16 protein-coding genes and 2 tRNA genes are annotated in these 18,186 nt (G+C 64.5%); 3 read left to right on the top strand and 15 right to left on the bottom strand.

Going from position 1 to position 18,186, the window contains the following annotated elements; genetic code table 11:
- Window positions 1-137: 137 nt before the first annotated feature.
- Both N5C28_RS14765 and N5C28_RS14760 read left to right on the top strand, forming a co-directional pair.
- Window positions 138-224, top strand: a tRNA-Leu gene (locus N5C28_RS14765).
- An 82-nt stretch (window positions 225-306) separates the two neighbouring features.
- Window positions 307-393, top strand: a tRNA-Leu gene (locus tag N5C28_RS14760).
- A 97-nt stretch (window positions 394-490) separates the two neighbouring features.
- On the opposite strand, the gene N5C28_RS14755 is transcribed toward N5C28_RS14760, so the two are convergent.
- The 13 genes from N5C28_RS14755 to N5C28_RS14695 all read right to left on the bottom strand — a co-directional run bounded on the left by N5C28_RS14755 (window position 491) and on the right by N5C28_RS14695 (window position 15,627).
- Window positions 491-2,425 carry a methyl-accepting chemotaxis protein gene (locus tag N5C28_RS14755; RefSeq protein WP_279823400.1) on the bottom strand — a complete coding sequence of 645 codons (1,935 nt, stop codon included), beginning with the start codon at window positions 2,423-2,425 and terminating at the stop codon, window positions 491-493.
- Window positions 2,426-2,562: 137 nt separating this feature from the next.
- Complete coding sequence (locus N5C28_RS14750) at window positions 2,563-3,858, bottom strand: adenylosuccinate synthase (protein WP_279823398.1); 1,296 nt, start codon at window positions 3,856-3,858, stop codon at window positions 2,563-2,565.
- 55 nt (window positions 3,859-3,913) lie between these two features.
- A complete protein-coding gene (locus N5C28_RS14745; RefSeq protein ID WP_279823396.1) occupies window positions 3,914-5,101 on the bottom strand; it encodes an ATP phosphoribosyltransferase regulatory subunit in 1,188 nt (395 codons plus the stop codon).
- A gap of 37 nt (window positions 5,102-5,138) precedes the next feature.
- Window positions 5,139-5,324 carry a DUF2065 domain-containing protein gene (locus N5C28_RS14740; protein WP_279823394.1) on the bottom strand — a complete coding sequence of 62 codons (186 nt, stop codon included), beginning with the start codon at window positions 5,322-5,324 and terminating at the stop codon, window positions 5,139-5,141.
- Between the two features lie 107 nt (window positions 5,325-5,431).
- Window positions 5,432-6,298 carry a protease modulator HflC gene (hflC, locus tag N5C28_RS14735; RefSeq protein ID WP_279823393.1) on the bottom strand — a complete coding sequence of 289 codons (867 nt, stop codon included), beginning with the start codon at window positions 6,296-6,298 and terminating at the stop codon, window positions 5,432-5,434.
- On the bottom strand, window positions 6,298-7,473 hold the full coding sequence (hflK, locus tag N5C28_RS14730; RefSeq protein WP_279823391.1) for an FtsH protease activity modulator HflK: 1,176 nt from the start codon (window positions 7,471-7,473) through the stop codon (window positions 6,298-6,300). The genes hflC and hflK overlap by 1 nt, the downstream gene beginning before the upstream one ends.
- 97 nt (window positions 7,474-7,570) lie before the next feature.
- Window positions 7,571-8,872, bottom strand: coding sequence for a ribosome rescue GTPase HflX (hflX, locus tag N5C28_RS14725; protein ID WP_279823388.1), 1,302 nt, complete (start codon window positions 8,870-8,872; stop codon window positions 7,571-7,573).
- A gap of 14 nt (window positions 8,873-8,886) precedes the next feature.
- The gene (hfq, locus tag N5C28_RS14720; RefSeq protein WP_279823385.1) at window positions 8,887-9,147 is read right to left on the bottom strand and encodes an RNA chaperone Hfq; all 261 of its coding nucleotides are present in this window, start codon (window positions 9,145-9,147) and stop codon (window positions 8,887-8,889) included.
- Between the two features lie 102 nt (window positions 9,148-9,249).
- Window positions 9,250-10,224, bottom strand: coding sequence for a tRNA (adenosine(37)-N6)-dimethylallyltransferase MiaA (gene miaA / locus N5C28_RS14715; RefSeq protein ID WP_279823383.1), 975 nt, complete (start codon window positions 10,222-10,224; stop codon window positions 9,250-9,252).
- Between the two features lie 35 nt (window positions 10,225-10,259).
- Window positions 10,260-12,149, bottom strand: a complete 1,890-nt coding sequence (gene mutL, locus N5C28_RS14710; RefSeq protein ID WP_279823382.1) for a DNA mismatch repair endonuclease MutL — start codon at window positions 12,147-12,149, stop codon at window positions 10,260-10,262.
- The gene (locus N5C28_RS14705; RefSeq protein ID WP_279823380.1) at window positions 12,146-13,564 is read right to left on the bottom strand and encodes an N-acetylmuramoyl-L-alanine amidase; all 1,419 of its coding nucleotides are present in this window, start codon (window positions 13,562-13,564) and stop codon (window positions 12,146-12,148) included. Before N5C28_RS14705 ends, mutL begins: the two co-directional genes overlap by 4 nt.
- 111 nt (window positions 13,565-13,675) lie before the next feature.
- Entirely contained in the window at window positions 13,676-14,140 is a 465-nt protein-coding gene (gene tsaE / locus N5C28_RS14700) for a tRNA (adenosine(37)-N6)-threonylcarbamoyltransferase complex ATPase subunit type 1 TsaE (protein WP_279823379.1), read from the bottom strand.
- Window positions 14,137-15,627, bottom strand: a complete 1,491-nt coding sequence (locus N5C28_RS14695) for an NAD(P)H-hydrate dehydratase (protein WP_279823377.1) — start codon at window positions 15,625-15,627, stop codon at window positions 14,137-14,139. The genes tsaE and N5C28_RS14695 overlap by 4 nt, the downstream gene beginning before the upstream one ends.
- Before the next feature lie 60 nt (window positions 15,628-15,687).
- Here N5C28_RS14695 and queG point away from each other — a divergent pair, with 60 nt between their 5' ends.
- Window positions 15,688-16,758 (top strand): tRNA epoxyqueuosine(34) reductase QueG, encoded by a 1,071-nt coding sequence (queG, locus tag N5C28_RS14690; protein ID WP_279823375.1) that lies wholly within the window; start codon window positions 15,688-15,690, stop codon window positions 16,756-16,758.
- Window positions 16,759-16,804: 46 nt separating this feature from the next.
- Here the strand turns inward: queG and orn are convergent, their stop codons facing one another.
- Together orn and N5C28_RS14680 are read right to left on the bottom strand one after the other, a co-directional pair.
- Window positions 16,805-17,347: an oligoribonuclease gene (gene orn, locus N5C28_RS14685; RefSeq protein WP_279823373.1), complete on the bottom strand. Its 543-nt coding sequence runs from the start codon at window positions 17,345-17,347 to the stop codon at window positions 16,805-16,807.
- A gap of 41 nt (window positions 17,348-17,388) precedes the next feature.
- Entirely contained in the window at window positions 17,389-18,153 is a 765-nt protein-coding gene (locus tag N5C28_RS14680; RefSeq protein ID WP_279823372.1) for a class I SAM-dependent methyltransferase, read from the bottom strand.
- Between the last annotated feature and the right edge of the window lie 33 nt (window positions 18,154-18,186).

Here is an 18,186-nt window from a genome sequence, read left to right as displayed (position 1 = left end):
CCTCTGGGTCAGCTTTCCTGCCACAATAATTTTTCGCCGCCAGGGGTTTACAAGGCAAAAGAGCGACCGTATAGTTCGCGCCCACAGCGTCGAGCAGACGTTGTAACACGGAACAGATGAGCAATCATCGTTTCAGTGCCCAGGTGGCGGAATTGGTAGACGCGCTGGTTTCAGGTATCAGTGATCGCAAGATCGTGGAAGTTCGAGTCTTCTCCTGGGCACCAAATTCGTGAAGTAGCTTGATAACCTACTTTGCAGATAACGGACGTAATGATCCGTGCCGGTAACGGCGAACATTACTGCAGTGCCCAGGTGGCGGAATTGGTAGACGCGCTGGTTTCAGGTATCAGTGATCGCAAGATCGTGGAAGTTCGAGTCTTCTCCTGGGCACCAAATTCAAAAAAACCGAGCCAAGTGCTCGGTTTTTTATTGCCTGCGATTCAGGCTGCCCGCCTGGCGAGGGCCGAACATCCGGCCCTCGTACTCCCCACTAGACCCGAAACTGACCGAGACTGGCCTTCAGCTGCATGGCCAGGTCATCCAGCACCCGACCGCTCTGCGCGGTAGCCGCCACCGCCTCCGCAGCACGCCGTGCCTCGTCATGGATCACTTCGACGCGACCACGCACCGCATCGGCGCCTTGCGCCTGATGGACCGCCACCTGGGTCGCCGAATGGATGGCGCCGTGAACCTCATCCACCGCGTGCTGGATCGATTGCTGCACCTGCGCACTCTCGCGCAGGGCAGCCAGGCCCTGATCCGCCTGCTGACCGGCCTGGGCAATGGCACCCACCGCTTCGCGCGCGCCCTGTTGCAGGGCACCGATGTGCGACTGGATGTCCCCGGTCGACTGCTGGGTCTTGCTGGCCAGCGCACGCACCTCATCCGCCACCACGGCGAAGCCCCGCCCGCTTTCTCCCGCACGGGCCGCTTCGATGGCGGCATTGAGGGCCAGCAGGTTGGTCTGCTCGGCAATCGACTGGATCACCGTCAGCACCACCTCGATCTGTTCGCTCTGCTTGGCCAGCCGCTCGATGACGGCAGCGCCGGTATCGACCCGTTGCACCAACTCTTCGATCGAACCGCCGACACGGGCCGCGATCGCCGCGTTGTCCTGGGTCGCCTGACGAATGGACGCCACCCGCTGCAGCGCATCCTGCATGGAACGGCTCTCGGATTGCGCCTCGTCCACCATGTGCGCCAGCGCCTGCAGACTGCCCGCCACCTCGTCACGCTGACGCTCGGCCGACGCCTCCGCCGACGCGCTGCGTGACGCCAGGTTGCCGATCTCCTGACCGGTGCGTACGGCAATATCCCCCGCCTGGCGCACGATGGGCTGAAGCTTGGCCACGAAACGGTTGACCGCCGCCGCCATGTCGCCGATTTCATCCTGACTGCCCAGCTCGACACGCCGGGTCAGGTCACCCTCACCGGCCGCCCAGTCGTTGAGCACCGCGATCAGCGTGTGCAACTTGCTGACGACCCGACGCCCGAGGACCACCGCCAGCACCAGCAAAATACCCAGCCCGATCAGCGCCAGGCCGAGGCTGATGTTCCAGCGCAACTCGTCGGCCGCCCGCTCGATCGCCTGGCGGCTGTTCTCGGTCATGCCGGCGGCCGTTTGCCGTGCGCTGTCCAGCCGCGCAGCCAGGGTCGCCCCACTGTCCGTAGCGGCACGACTGAGGCCCTCGGACACCAACTGGCCGCTGCTGCCGATCAGGGATGCGAAACGCTGGTCCAGGGCCGCCAGCTCATTGCCCACTTCAGCCGTCGACACCCCCAGCAACACCTTGCCGATTTCCGCCCCCATGGGATTGATCGACGCCTCGGTGATGTACACACCGGGATCATTGGCGGCGGCATTCAGCAGCTTGCCCAGGGCACCACGGCCCTCGCCTTTCTCCAGCAGGGCCTTGACCCGCGGGTCCTGACGGTTGACGTGGCGAGTCAGGCGCTCACCCTGGGCATCCAGGTAGACGGCGAACAGCACCCCGGGATTGCGGTGCGCCATGCGCGCCAGCTCGGTCAGGGCCGGCACGTCGTTATCCCAGATGGCCTTGGGCGCCACCGCCCCCAGCAGTTGGGCCAGATCATCAGCCGACTGTTTGAGATTGCGTTCCAGGACCTCGCGCAGCTGCCCCTGCTCCGCACTCAGGCGCTCGTTCAGCCCCTGGGTCAGGCTCGTCTGCATGCTGGCCGAAAGACCGTTCAGCCCACCCTGAACCTCACGCCCGGCCTCTTCGAGGTCGACCGACAGGCGCTGCGTGTCGTCACCCAACCGCTGCGTCAGGTCGTCGACCAGCGCCGTCACGGTCGTCCGGGTCAGCACCACCGCAACCAGCACCTGCACCAGCAGGGCGATACCCAACGCAATGAACACGGGGCGCAGCAAGCGACTGCGCAACAACGAAACGATGGCGGACACAGACCTGACTCCTCAACAGCCGTACGCACTGTAACGGCGAACTCCGGGATTTATTGAGCCCAAGCAAGCGTCATGCCCATGCCCCAGAAACGACAAAGGGCCGCACGAGGCGACCCTTTGTTGACAGCGCTTGCCGATCAGGCGAACGGATGACGCAGCACGATGGTTTCGTTGCGGTCCGGACCGGTGGAGATGATGTCGATCGGCGCGCCGACCAGCTCTTCCACACGCTTGATGTACGCACGGGCGGCTGCCGGCAGCTCGTCCAGGCTCTTGGCGCCCAGGGTGGATTCGCTCCAGCCCGGCATTTCCTCATAGACCGGCTGCAGGCCGATGTAGCTGTCTGCATCGGTCGGCGCATCGACCAGGACGTCACCGTTCTGGTCCTTGTAACCGACACAGATCTGGATGGTTTCCAGGCCGTCCAGCACGTCCAGTTTGGTCAGGCACAGGCCGGAAATGCTGTTGATCTCGATGGCGCGACGCAGGATCACAGCATCGAACCAGCCGCAACGGCGCGCACGGCCGGTGGTGGAACCGAACTCATGACCACGCTTGGCCAGGAACGCACCGGTTTCGTCGAACAGCTCGGTCGGGAACGGGCCCGAACCCACGCGGGTGGTGTAGGCCTTGGTGATACCCAGGATGTAGTCCAGGTACATCGGACCGAAACCAGAACCGGTGGCGATACCGCCAGCAGTGGTGTTGGAGCTGGTGACATAGGGGTAGGTGCCGTGGTCGATGTCCAGCAGCGAGCCTTGTGCGCCCTCGAACATGATGTCCTTGGCTTCGCGGCGCATGTCATGCAGCACGGCGGTGACGTCGGTCATCATCGGCTTCAGCAGCTCGGCGTATTCCATGCACTCATCCAGGGTCTTCTGGAAGTCGATGGCCGGCTCTTTGTAATAGTTCTGCAGCACGAAGTTGTGGTAGTCCAGCAGCTCACCGAGCTTGGCCGCGAAACGCTCGCGATGGAACAGGTCGCCAATGCGCAGGCCGCGACGTGCCACCTTGTCTTCGTAGGCCGGGCCGATGCCGCGGCCGGTGGTGCCGATCTTGGCGTCGCCACGGGCCTTTTCACGGGCTTGGTCCAGGGCGACGTGGTACGGCAGGATCAGCGGGCAGGACGGGCTGATACGCAGGCGCTCGCGCACCGGCACGCCTTTCTCTTCCAGCTTGGTGATCTCGCGCATCAGCGCATCGGGAGCGACCACCACGCCGTTGCCGATCAGGCACTGCACGTTTTCGCGCAGGATGCCCGAAGGAATCAGGTGCAGAACGGTCTTTTCACCATTGATCACCAGGGTGTGGCCCGCATTGTGGCCGCCCTGGTAACGCACAACGGCTGCAGCCTGTTCGGTCAGCAGGTCGACGATCTTGCCTTTGCCCTCATCACCCCACTGGGTGCCCAGGACGACGACATTCTTACCCATAACACTTGTCCTCATTCGCGCAAGCTTGATGCCGGCCGCAGCCGACGGAAACAATTCAGGGCGCCAGCGGCGCTACCTGCCAACGACCGTCGCGCAACAGCAACTGACGATCACAGCCAGCCTCATGCGCATCAGTCAGAACCTGCCCGGGCAACGCCTGCACCACCCGCGCGCCTTCGCCGCGCAGCTGACGCACCGCCTGCCACAGGTACACATCATGGTTATCCGGCGCCCAGATGCCCGCCGGCACTTCGCCGAGCTGCATCTGACCCAGGGTGACCAGGGTCTTGAGGTCCGTGGAGAACCCGGTGGCCGGACGCGCACGGCCGAAATCGGCACCGATGTCATCGTAGCGGCCGCCCTGGGCGATCGACTGACCAACGCCCGGCACGAATGCCGCAAACACCACGCCGGTGTGGTAGTGGTAGCCGCGCAGCTCACCCAGGTCGAAATACAGCGGCAACTCGGGGTAACGCAGGCTCAGGGCATCGGCGATGGCCACCAGGTCATCCAGGGCCGCATGCACGTCATCCGGCGCCTCGACCAGGCACGCCTGCGCCAGGTCCAGCACTTCGCGGCTGCCACACAGCTCGCCGAGAGCACGCAGCATCTTGCCCAGGGATTCCGGCAACCCTTCGGTCAGGGCGTCGATCTCGTCCATGGCCTTGCGCTGCAGGGCATCGAACAGCTGCTGCTCGGTCTCGCCGGACAGCCCGGCCGCACGGGCCAGGCCGCGGTAGATTCCTACGTGCCCGAGGTCCATGTGGACATCCGGCACCTCGGCCAGTTCGAGGGTGTCGACCAGCAGGCTGATGACTTCCACGTCGCTGGCAGGGCTGGCATCGCCATACAGCTCGGCGCCCAGTTGAATCGGGCTGCGCGACGTGGTCAGCGCACGCGGCTGTGCATGCAGCACGCTGCCGGCGTAGCACAGGCGGCTCGGACCCTCACGGCGCAGGGTATGCGCATCGATACGCGCGACCTGCGGGGTGATGTCGGCACGGAAACCCATCTGCCGACCGGACAGCGGGTCGGTCACCTTGAACGTACGCAGGTCGAGGTCCTGGCCGGCGCCGGTCAGCAGCGATTCCAGGTATTCGATATGCGGCGTCACCACGAATTCATAGCCCCAGCGCTGGAACAGATCCAGCACCTGGCGACGCGCGACTTCGATGCGCGCCGCTTCTGGCGGCAGTACTTCTTCGATGCCATCTGGCAGCAGCCAGCGGTCTACCGTTGCCATTTCGCCATTCCCCTCTTGATCCGGGCGGCACAAGCCTTCAGTGAAGCAGATAAAGGAGAGCCGTTCCCAGCAGCATGCTGGCCAGCCCCATAAGACGCAGTCGTTGATCCGACAGCCGTATCAGTTGCGCGATCGTTCCACGCCATTGACGCGGATAGAGGAAGGGCAGGATGCCTTCCAGCACCAGCACGAGACACAACGCAATGCCGAATTCCTGCCACATGATTCCCACAGACGCAAAAAAGCCGGGATTTTCCCGGCTGCCGCATCATACCACGTTTTCTACAGCGGTCACCCCGACGGACCGATAGTCCGCCGGGGCGAGGCTTTTTACTTGGACTTTTCCAGGTAGCGGAAGAAGTCGCTGCTCGGGTCCAGCACCAGCACGTCGCGCTTGTCGGCGAAGCTCTCGCGGTAGGCGCGCAAGCTGCGGTAGAACGCATAGAACTCCTGGTCCTGACCGTAAGCCTTGGCGTAGATCGCCGCGGCTTCCGCATCCCCGTCACCGCGCAGCTCTTCAGCCTGGCGGTAGGCTTCTGCCAGCAGCACGCGGCGCTGACGATCGGCATCCGCACGAATACCTTCAGCCAGCTCCTTACCCTTGGCACGGTGCTCGCGAGCCTCACGCTCACGCTCGGAGCTCATGCGGTCGAACACGCTGCGGTTCACTTCCTTCGGCAGGTCGATGGCCTTGACGCGAACGTCGATGACCTCGATCCCCAGCTCGCGCTGGGCCGCACGGTTCAGCGAAGCCGTCACGTCTGCCATCAGCGCATCGCGCTCACCGGACACCGATTCGTGCAGGGTGCGCTTACCGAACTGGTCACGCAGCGATGCTTCCAGACGACGCGCCAGACGCTCGTCGGCGATCTGCTTCATGCCCGAGGTCGCGGTGTAGTAACGCTCGGCATCGAGCACGCGCCATTTGGCGAACGCATCGACCATCAGCGCTTTCTTTTCCAGGGTCAGGAAACGCGAACTGGTGGAATCCAGGGTCAGCAGACGCGCGTCGAACTTGCGCACCTGGTTGACGTACGGAATCTTCACATGCAGGCCAGGCTGTACATCCGGCTGAACGATACGACCGAATTGCAGCAGCACCGCACGCTCGGTCTGAGCCACGATGTAGAAGCTGTTCCATGCGACCAGTGCCAGGACGACACCCGCAATCAGGACAACCAGCGATTTATTGCTCATCAGCGGCTCTCCCGTGTACGCAGCTCCGGCTGCCGCATGTCGTTGCTGATACGCGCGCCGAGATCACCGGCGGCACTGTTCGAAACACTGCCCGGTACGGAAGACGAGCCACGGCCGCTCTCGATCATCTTGTCCAGCGGCAGGTACAGCAGGTTGTTCTGCCCCTTGTCGCCAGTGACCAGTACCTTGCTGGTGTTGCTCATCAGTTCCTGCATGGTGTCGAGGTACAGACGCTCACGCGTCACTTCAGGCGCCTTGCGGTACTCGGCAACCAGCGCCGTGAAGCGATCCGCCTCACCCTGGGCGCGCGAGACGACTTCGTCTCGGTAACCGCTGGCGTCTTCGATCAGGCGCTGAGCCTGACCACGGGCTTCTGGTACTACGCCGTTGGCGTAGGTTTCAGCCTGGTTCTTCTCACGCTGCTCGTCTTCACGGGCGCGGATCACGTCATCGAACGCCTCCTGAACCTCACGCGGCGCCGCGGCGCTCTGCAGGTTCACCTGGGTCACGACGATGCCGGTGCGGTAGGTGTCGAGGAAACGCTGCAGGCGGTCCTTGACCTCGCTGGCCATCTGCTCACGACCCTCGGTCAGCACCTGGTCCATCTCGGTGGAACCGACCACGTGACGAACGGCACTGTCGGTGGCGTGCTGCAGGCTGGTTTCAGGCTGATCGACGTTCAGCACGAAGTCCTGCAGGTTGCTGATCTTGTACTGAACGGTCAGCGGCACTTCGATGATGTTCTCGTCTTCGGTCAACATCTGCCCCTGCTTGCTGTAGGCACGCTCGCGGGTGACGTTTTCCTGGTACTTGCGATCGATCGGCGGGAAATAGATGTTCAGGCCCGGACCGACGGTTTCATAGTACTTGCCGAAACGCAGGACAACGGCCTGCTCCTGCTCATCGACTACATAAATCGCGCTGTACAGCCAGACGGCAGCGAGCACGGCCAGACCAGCGAACAGCAGGCCGAAGCCGCCACCCTTGCTGAAACCACCGTCGTCACTGCCACGTTTCTTGTTGCCGCCAAAAAGCCCGTTCAGGCTCTCCTGCAGCTTGCGGAAGGCCTCATCGAGATCCGGTGGCCCTTTGCGGTCACCACCGCCACCACCACCCTTGCGTCCACCCCAAGGATCCTGATTATTCGAGTTGCCACCCGGCTCATTCCAAGCCATAGCGCTCTCCATACTGATAAAGCAAAGACGCGCCCACGGCACGCCCACCAATGCTACCGAATGCCCGCTACCAGCGGCAAAATCACTGCTGCAGGCTTTATTGCAAAGTGTGTTGTTCGAGGAACTCTAGCGGAATAAGACCTTCGCGACTCACCAATCGGTTCAACTCGACGCGCGGCAAGCGCACCGACAACAGGCTGCTGCCATCTTCGGCATGCCCTTCGCTCTGCACCGCCCCCAACGAGAAGAACTGCGCACGCAAACGACCGAGACGCTGTGGCAGCTGCAGAGTACCGACAAACAGGTCATCCCCCAACAGCTCCGCCACCGCCTGTTCGAGCAGCTCCAGCCCCCTTCCATCGCGCGCCGACAGCCAGACACGCTGCGGCTTGCCGTCGGCGTCCCGCTGAATCTGCGGATCGACACCTTCCAGGAGGTCCAGTTTGTTATACACCTCGAGGATCGGCAATTCCTGCGCACCGATCTCGTCGAGCACCGCCAGCACCTGCTCGATCTGCGCCATGCGCTCGGGCTCATGGGCGTCGATCACGTGCAGCAGCAGGTCGGAGTTGCTCGACTCTTCCAGGGTTGCCCGGAAGGCCTCGACCAGCTTGTGCGGCAGGTGGCGTATGAAACCCACGGTGTCGGCCAGCACGATCGGCCCCAGGTCATCCAGCTCGAGGCGCCGGAGCGTAGGGTCGAGGGTGGCGAACAACTGGTCGGCCGCGTAGACCTCGGAGGTGGTCAGGGCATTGAACAGGGTGGACTTCCCAGCATTGGTGTAACCCACCAGGGATACCGATGGAATATCCGCACGCTTGCGGCCACGCCGCGCCTGCTCGCGCTGGCTGCGCACCTTGTCGAGCTTCTGTTTGATCTGGCGAATGCGTACACGCAGCAGGCGCCGGTCGGTTTCCAGCTGGGTTTCACCCGGTCCGCGCAGGCCGATACCGCCCTTTTGCCGTTCGAGGTGAGTCCAGCCGCGCACCAGGCGCGTGCTCATGTGTTCCAGCTGGGCGAGCTCGACCTGCAACTTGCCCTCGTGGGTACGGGCACGCTGCGCGAAAATATCGAGAATCAGGCCCGTACGATCAAGAACGCGGCACTCGAACACGCGCTCGAGGTTACGCTCCTGGCTCGGGGTGAGGATGTGGTTGAAGATGACCAGGTCGGCTTCATGAAACTTGACCTGGTCACGCAACTCTTCAACCTTGCCGCTGCCAATCAGGTACTTGGCAGTCAGCCGGTTGGCGGGAACGCTGAGGAAGGCAACAGTATCAGCCCCTGCCGAATGGGCCAGTTCCTGAAACTCTTGCGGATCTTCGCGCGCCTCGGAGTCTTGGCCTTCCAGATGAACCAGGATGGCCCGTTCACCCCCTTCATGGCGCTCGAAGAACAATGCAGCCCCCTAAATCAGGCGTTACCCGGTTCGGCGTCGGCCTGCTCGGACTCGCCAGCGCTCGGCAGACGAACCGGACGGCTCGGTACAACGGTAGAAATGGCGTGCTTGTAGACCATCTGGCTGACAGTGTTCTTCAGCAAAATCACGAACTGGTCGAAAGATTCGATCTGGCCCTGCAGCTTGATGCCGTTGACCAGATAGATGGAAACCGGGACGCGTTCCTTACGCAGGGTATTGAGGTAAGGGTCTTGTAGCGAATGCCCTTTTGACATGTGCCGCACTCCTTTAAGGATCAATAATTCAGTATTTTTAGTAAACCAACGAACGGCTTTAAGACGTCTTACCCCCAAGGATAGACGGCCAACGGCAAGGTCTCAGTTCAATATGGAGACCGATGCCAGGTATTTCAAGGCGCGTGGCAGATTGTCGCAGGAAAGGCTATCGAACCACTGGAGATCGGACCAACTTCGCAACCAGGTGAACTGACGCTTGGCCAGCTGGCGGGTGGCGATGATGCCGCGCTCGCGCATCGCTTGCGCGTCGAGGTTGCCCTCGAGGTAATCCCACACTTGCCGATAACCCACCGCACGTATAGACGGCAATCCCACGTGCAAGTCACTTCTCTGTCGCAGGCGTTCGACCTCTTCGACAAAGCCCTGTTCCAACATCATCGCAAATCGTTGCGCAATCCGTTCGTGCAACACCTGACGCTGCGCCGGCGCAATCGCCAACTGAGCGACAGTATAGGGGAATTGCCCGGTGCCAGGCGTGCCGCCGTCAGAATTTTGTGCAGCCTGACGCAGACGGTGTGCGGTCATCGTCAAACCACTGACGTGATAAACCTCCAGGGCCCGCGTCAGCCGCTGCGGATCGTTGGGATGAATGCGCGCGGCAGACTCCGGATCGATCGCGGCCAGCTCCCGGTGCAGCGCCTCCCACCCTTCGCGAGCGGCACGCGCCTCGATATCGACACGGACCTGCGGGTCCGCACTCGGCATGTCGGCCAGGCCTTCGAGCAGCGCCTTGAAATAAAGCATCGTGCCGCCCACCAACAGTGGGATACGGCCACGGGCAGTGATCTCGGCCATATGCGCCAGTGCATCCGCGCGGAATTCGGCGGCGGAATAGCTCTGCGCCGGGTCGCGGATATCGATCAGCGCATGGGGATAGGCCGCCAACGTCGCCTTGTCCGGCTTGGCCGTGCCGATGTCCATGTCCCGGTAGATCAGCGCCGAGTCGACGCTGATCAGCTCGCAGGGCAACACCCGCGCCAGCTCCAGGGCCAGGTCGGTTTTCCCGGCAGCAGTCGGGCCCATCAGGAAAATCGCCGGGGGCAGGCGCTCAGGCATCGTTACATCGTCTCTATTATCGGGCGGACCGCTGCTCAGCGGCCGCGCAGGAACAGCTTGTCCAGGTCATCCATACCCAGTTGCGTCCAGGTAGGACGCCCATGGTTGCACTGGCCGCTGCGCTCGGTGTGCTCCATGTCGCGCAGCAGGCCGTTCATCTCCGGCAGGGTCAGGCGCCGGTTGGCCCGCACCGCACCGTGGCAGGCCATGGTGCCGAGCAGCTCGTTGAGGTGGGCCTGGATACGGTCACTGGTGCCGTACTCCAGCAGGTCCGCCAGGACATCGCGCACCAGTTGCGTGGCCTCGGCCTGCTTGAGCAACGCCGGGATCTGTCGGATGGCCAGGCTTTCCGGGCCCAGGCGCTGCAACTCGAAGCCCAGGCGCTGGAACCAGGTGCCGTGCTCTTCGGCGCAATCGGCTTCACGCTGGCTGACGGCGATGGATTCCGGCACCAGCAGTGGCTGGCTGCGCAGGCCTTCGTTGGCCATGGCGATCTTCAGGCGCTCGTAGGTGATGCGTTCATGGGCGGCGTGCATGTCCACCAACACCAGGCCCTGAACGTTCTCGGCCAGGATGTACACGCCCTTCAACTGAGCGATCGCATACCCCAGCGGCGGCACATCACCTTGCGCCTCGGGCAGGCTCGGCGCCACCGCACCGGCGGCAGCCGTCGGCAGCGGGGCGAAGAACTCGCGATAGGCGCCCTGGGCTTCCGCGCTGGGCAACATGCTCTCGGAGCGCGACTGCCCCTGGTAGCCCGCCCCTGGGGAGCGCCATACCGACTCGTTTGGCGAGCGTTCGAGCACACTGGCCGACAGGCCGATCTCGCCCTGCGGACCGAATTCACCGGCGGCCGGACCGGTCGGCCGAACCATGGCGCCGACGGCAGCCGACGCCGCCAACTGGTCCTCCGGCCTCACTTCCCCGAGGGAACGGTGCAAGGTGCCATAGAGGAAGTCATGCACCATGCGCCCGTCACGGAAGCGCACTTCGTGTTTGGTCGGGTGCACGTTGACGTCGACCACCGACGGGTCGATCTCGAAAAACAGCACGAAGGTCGGATGGCGGCCATTGAACAGCACGTCGCGGTACGCCTGGCGCACCGCGTGGGCGACCAGCTTGTCGCGCACCATGCGGCCGTTGACGTAGAAATACTGCAGGTCGGCCTGGCTGCGCGAGAATGTCGGCAAACCGACCCAGCCCCACAGGTGCAACCCGTTGCGCTCGATCTCGATCGGCAGCGCCTGCTCGAGAAACGCCGGGCCGCAGACGGAGGCGACACGACGCGCACGGCTGGCGGCATCCGGCGCTTCGTGCAGCGACAGGATGGTCTTGCCGTTGTGGCGCAGGTGGAAGGCCACGTCGAAACGCGCCAGCGCCAGGCGCTTGATGACTTCCTGTAGGTGGTCGAATTCGGTTTTCTCGGTCTTGAGAAACTTGCGCCGGGCCGGGGTGTTGAAGAACAGGTCCCGCACTTCCACCGAGGTGCCGACCGGGTGCGCCGCCGGCTGGACCCGGGGCTGCATGTCCCGCCCTTCGGTCTCGACCTGCCAGGCCTGCTCGGCATCGGCCGTGCGCGAGGTCAAGGTCAAGCGTGCCACCGAGCTGATCGATGCCAGGGCTTCACCGCGGAAACCCAGGCTCATGACCTGTTCCAGGTCTTCCAGCTCGCGAATCTTGCTCGTGGCATGCCGCGCCAGGGCCAGGGGCAGGTCATCCGGCGGAATGCCGCTGCCGTCATCCCGTACGCGCAGCAGCTTGATGCCACCCTGCTCGACGTCGACATCGATGCGCTTGGCGCCGGAGTCGAGGCTGTTCTCCAGCAGTTCCTTGATCACCGAGGCAGGACGTTCGACCACCTCACCGGCGGCAATCTGGTTCGCCAGCCGCGGGCTGAGCAGCTGGATGCGCGCCGCGCCACTCATGGCTGAGCCGCCAGCGAGGTCGCAGGAACCTTGAGGGTCTGGCCGACCTTGATCACGTCGGAGCGTAGGGAGTTGGCACTGCGCAGGGACGCCAGGCTGACCTGGTAGCGCTGCGCGATCAGCGCCAGGCTTTCCCCGGACGTAACCACGTGCTCACGAGGCCCCTGGGGCAGCTTGCCGCTGTCACGCAGCCAGGCAATGTAGGTGCCCGGCGGTGGGTTCTGCTGGAAGAACTGCTTCACGCCGGTCACGATGGCGCGCGACAGCGCCTGCTGATGAGAGGACGTGTGCAACTTGCGCGCTTCGTTCGGATTGGAGATAAACCCGGTTTCCACGAGGATCGACGGAATATCCGGCGACTTCAGCACCATGAAGCCCGCCTGCTCGACGCGGCGCTTGTGCAGCGGGGTGATGCTGCCCATGTTGCTCAGCACCTTCTGCCCCACGTTCAGGCTGGAAGACAGCGAGGCCGTCATCGACAGGTCCAGCAGCACGCCCGCCAGCATCCGGTCCTTGTCGTCCAGGCTCACATTGCCCGCACCGCCAATCAGGTCCGACTGGTTTTCCGCATCCGCCAGCCAACGCGCCGTTTCCGACGTGGCCCCGCGGTCCGACAAGGCATAGACCGAGGCACCGAAGGCCGCCGCCCGCGGCGCAGCGTCGGCGTGAATGGAGACGAACAGGTCCGCGCCCTTCTTGCGGGCGATCTCGGTGCGTTTGCGCAGCGGAATGAAATAGTCGCCCGTGCGCACCAGTTCGCCACGGAAGCCCTTCTCGGCATTGATCTGCCGCTGCAGCTCCTTGGAAATGGCCAGGGTCACGTTCTTTTCGAACTGCCCTTTGACAGGTGACAGCGCACCCGGGTCTTCCCCACCGTGGCCGGCGTCGATGGCGATCACGATGTCGCGCTTGCCGTTGGGCACCGGCGTCAGCTTGGGAGGCGCCTGGGTCGGGGTCACCGGCACGGGAGGCGAACTGGTCGCCGGCGAGGTTGGCAGGCTGGGGGCGGTGTCGGCGCCCTGGTCGAACAGGTCGACCACCAGGCGATGGCCATACTGCTGGTTGGGGGCCAGCGTGAAGCTCTTCGGCGTCACGGTGGCCGAGAGGTCGATGACCACCCGCAGCTCCTCCGGGGTGCGCTGCGCGGAGCGAACGCCAGTGATCGGCGTATTGCTGAGGGCCAGCTTGTCCAGCGAGGTGGTCAGCTTGGCACCCGAGACATCGATGACGATCCGGTTGGGGGCGCTGAGCGTGAACACGTTGTGCTGCACCGGACCGGACAGGTCGAAGACCAGGCGCGTGTTGTCCGGTGCCCGCCACAGCCGCACGCTACGTACATCCGAAGCAGCAAATACTTCGGCGGCGAAGACCGCCATGATCACGCCTGCTGCGATGAAACGTGCGCCTATGCGCATAGCCAACCCCATTGTTCTGATCATGCTCCGATGGCCGGCAGGCCGTGAAAAACTGCTGCGGATGACGCTACGGCGCAGCCGTTCGGCAATCGCCACGAACGGTCGCCGCGCTCAAGCCGTGGCCAGAGAAGCCGCCCATGCCTGGCCGCGAGCAGTGTGCGCCTGAATATGCAGCAAACGCCCGGCTTTATGCGGGCTAATGGTAATGTCCATGTCCGCCTTTGGCAAAACACCGGCGCCACGCTGCGGCCACTCGACCAGGCACAGGGCATCGCCTTCGAAGTAGTCACGGATGCCGAGAAATTCCAGTTCCTCGGGATCGACCAGGCGGTACAGATCGAAATGGTAGGCGCGTACCGTGCCGATTTCGTAGGGTTCGACCAGGGTGAAGGTCGGGCTTTTCACCGCGCCGGAGTGCCCCAGGCCACGAATGATCCCGCGCGACAGGGTGGTTTTCCCGGCCCCGAGATCGCCGTGCAGGTAGATGACCCCGCGACCGGCAGTGACCTGGGCAATCTGCGCCCCCAGCACCAGCATGGCGTCTTCGTCGGCGGCAAAACGTTCTACTTCAGTCACTCGACCTGCTCCTGCAATACCTGACGGATAGACGCGCACAAGTCGCTGGCGGCCACCCCACACCCCAATTCGGCCTGCCGCTCGCCTGCCACGGCATGCACCCAGACACCCAGGCAGGCCGCCGCACGGGCGGACAGTCCCTGGGCACGCAACGCACCGATCAGCCCCGCCAGGACATCCCCCAGCCCCGCGCCGGCCATCGCCGGATGCCCGCGGTCACACAGCCACAGCGAACCCTCCGGGTCGGCCACCAGCGTGCCCGCGCCCTTCAGCACGCACACCGCCTGGTAGCGCCGGGCCAGCGCCCGTGCGGCCGCCGGGCGATCGGCCTGGACCTCGGCCGTGGACATCCCCAGCAAGCGCGCGGCCTCACCGGGATGCGGCGTGAGTACCGTCCCGGCCGGCACGCTGACGGCCTGGTCTGCCAGCAGATTCAACGCATCGGCATCCCAGACCTGAGCCGCCGTGCTGGACAGCGCGGCCGACCACAGGCTGCGCCCCCAGGCGGCCTGCCCCAGCCCTGGCCCCACCACCCAGACCGATGCCGCCTTGCCCAGGTGCAGCAACTGATTGGCGGAAGCCACCGCTACGCTCATCACTTCCGGCAACCGCGCCTGGGCCGCGGCCAGGTTTTCGCCTCGAGTAGCCAGGGATACCAGGCCAGCCCCGCTGCGCAAGGCGCTCTGGGCGGACAGCAAGGTCGCGCCGCCAAATCCATGATCACCGCCCACCACCAGCACATGCCCCAGCTGACCCTTGTGCACGGAAAACGGTCGTAACGGCAGACGGGGCACGCTGTCGCTCGACAGACGCTGTGCCGTCCAGGCCTGCTCGGCCACCGGTCCCGGCTCCGCCTGGAGGTCGTCGAACGCCAGTGCGCCGACCCATTCAGGCGCCACGCCGGTGAACAACCCGATCTTGAGGCCGATCAGCGTCACCGTCTGCTGCGCCCGCACAGCCACACCCAGGACCTGCCCAGTGTCGCTGCACAGCCCCGACGGGATATCCACCGCCAGAACCGGCAGACCGCTGGCGTTCACACTGCGGATCGCCTGGGCATACGGCTCACGCACCATGCCTCGGATGCCAGTACCCAACAGGGCATCCAGCACGACTCCATCCAGCGCCGCACACTCGCTCCAGGGCCGTATCGGCACGCCAGCTGCCACGGCTTCGTCATACGCCCGCCGGGCATCGCCGCTCGGAGCAGCACTGTCGCCCACGGCCAGCACCTGAACCTGCCAGCCTGCTTTCAGGGCCAGCGCAGCCACCAGGTAACCATCACCGGCGTTGTTGCCACGCCCGGCCAGTACCGTGAGCCGCTCCACGTCGGGCCAGCGACGGCGCAGCACGCGCCAGATGGCATGGGCGGCACGGGTCATCAGCTCGAATCCCGGCGTACCCCTCGCGATCAGGCGGGCGTCCAGCGCACGCACCTGGTCGGCGCTGTAGAGGGCAAGGGGAAGATTGTCAGGCGAATGCGGCATGCGTGGGCTCCGATGTCTGGCAGAATTATACGCACCTGAGCCCCGGTTAACCGTTTCCGTATGAGCAGCACCTCCCTCGACCTCGACGCCCTCGCCCAGTCCATCAAGGACTGGGGCCGTGAGCTGGGCTTCCAGCAGGTCGGCATCACCGGCGTGGTCCTGGGCGAGCACGAAGCGCACCTGCAGCGCTGGCTGGATGCCGGCTATCAGGGGGAAATGGACTACATGGCGGCCCACGGCAGCAAGCGCTCCCACCCTGACGAACTGGTACCGGGCACCCTGAGCGTGGTGTCGCTGCGCATGGATTACCTGCCGGGCGACACCCAGATGGCGCAACGCCTGGGCGAGCCGGAAAAGGCCTATGTGTCGCGCTACGCCTTGGGCCGCGACTACCACAAGCTGATCCGCAAGCGCCTGCAGCAACTGGCCGAGCGCATCCAGCAGCAGATCGGCCCTTTCGGCTACCGGGCCTTCGTCGACAGCGCGCCGGTGCTGGAAAAGGCCATCGCCGAACAGGCCGGCCTGGGCTGGATCGGCAAGAACACCCTGGTGCTGAACCGCAAGGCAGGCAGCTATTTCTTCCTCGGTGAGCTGTTCGTCGACCTGGCCCTGCCGGTGGACCCCGCCCACGGCACCGAACACTGCGGCCGCTGCACGGCGTGCATGGACATCTGCCCCACCGCCGCCTTCGTCGGCCCCTATGTGCTCGATGCGCGGCGCTGCATTTCCTACCTGACCATCGAGCTCAAGGGCTCGATCCCCGAAGACCTGCGCGCGCCCATCGGCAACCGGGTGTTCGGCTGTGACGACTGCCAGATGGTCTGCCCGTGGAACCGCTTCGCCCGCCCCACCGAACAGAGCGACTTCCAGCCCCGTCACCAGTTGGACAATGCCGAACTGGCCACGCTGTTCGGCTGGAGCGAAGACGAATTCCTCAGCCGCACCGAGGGTTCGCCACTGCGGCGCGCCGGTTACGAACGCTGGCTGCGCAACCTGGCGGTCGGCCTGGGCAATGCGCCGTCGAGCATTCCGGTACTGGAAGCCCTGCGGGCGCGGCGGGACCACCCGTCCGACCTGGTGCGCGAGCACGTCGAATGGGCGCTGGCCCAGCACGAAAAGCGTCGGGGATGAACAGCAGACGACACAGGGGCGAGCGCCCCTGTGTCCTTGAAACACCTCAGACCTTGAGGAAGTGCTCGCGGTAGTACGCCAGCTCGGCGATGGATTCGCGGATGTCGTCCAGCGCCTGGTGCGTGCCCTGCTTCTGGAACCCATCCTTGACCTGGGGCGCCCACAGGCCGGCGAGGATCTTCAGGGTCGAGACGTCCAGGTAGCGGTAGTGGAAGTATGCTTCCAGGGTCGGCATGTAGCGATAGAGGAAGCGGCGGTCCTGGCCGATGCTGTTGCCGCAGATCGGCGACTTGCCCTTCGGCACCCACTGTTCCAGGAAGGCAATGGTCTGCGCCTCGGCAGCGGCCTGGTCGATGGTGCTTTCGCGCACGCGCTGGGTCAGCCCGCTCTCGCCATGGGTGCGTGTGTTCCACTCGTCCATGCCCGCGAGCAGTTCATCGCTCTGGTGAACCGCGATCACCGGGCCTTCGGCCAGGATGTTCAGGTCACTATCGGTGACGATGGTGGCCATCTCGATGATGACGTCTTTCTCGGGGTCCAGACCGGTCATTTCCAGGTCGATCCAGATCAGGTTCTGTGGGTTCTGCATGCTGCACTCCTAAGCGTGAACCGCCAGTTTAGCGAAATAAATCACTCCGGGATGCGCCAGAGCAGCAAGCGCGAGCGCCGCCAGTCGTCCAGCGCCACCACCTCATCGGGCGGTACGTCGGGCACCTCGAAGGTATTGCTGATCAGCCAGCCACCCGGCGGCAGTTGCGTGCGCGCCTTGTCCCAGATGCCCGCCATCGGCGCAGGCGAAAGAAAGGCATAGGCCACATCGAACGCTGAAAGGTCGCTGCGCCAGAGGTTCTGGTAGCGGATCCGGCAATTGCGCCGCGACAGACTGCGCAGCCAGGCCAGGGCGAACGGCAGCGGTGCGGTTTCCACGCCGACGAACTGCGACTCGGGGAATCGCCGTGACAGCCACAGCAGGGTGCCCGCCGGCCCGCAGCCCAGGTCGATAAAGCGGAACGGCACGGGACGCCGCTCCAGCAACACGGCCAGCTCGCGCCGGCCCCGCGCACCGGTGAGGTACAGCGGCACGCGCTCGCCGATGCTGTTCCAGTTGAGCAGCAGCACCAGCACGAAGCCCACCAGGAACACCCAGGACGGCAGGGCCGCACCATTGGCCAGCAGCAGGGCCGGCACGAACGCCAGGTTCAGCCAGTACCACCAGCGCGACAACCCGAGCCAGGAACCGATACCGGCGGCCAATGCCCCCTGCAGCAGCCCGGCCGCCAGCCAGCTCAGGCGCCAGCTGGACAGCTGCGCCATGACCACCACGAACAGCCCGATCGCCAGCGTCGCGAGGGCCTGCGCCAGCAGTGCCCCCACTACCGGGTATCGTTCGAACACGCGTACCTGCGTCACCCCTTTCGCCCCTCGCTT

The organism is Pseudomonas sp. GD03944, from assembly GCF_029839275.1.
Taxonomy (GTDB): domain Bacteria; phylum Pseudomonadota; class Gammaproteobacteria; order Pseudomonadales; family Pseudomonadaceae; genus Aquipseudomonas.
Note: the sequence above shows the minus strand (reverse complement) of the source record. Positions and strands in the feature narration are given on the sequence as shown.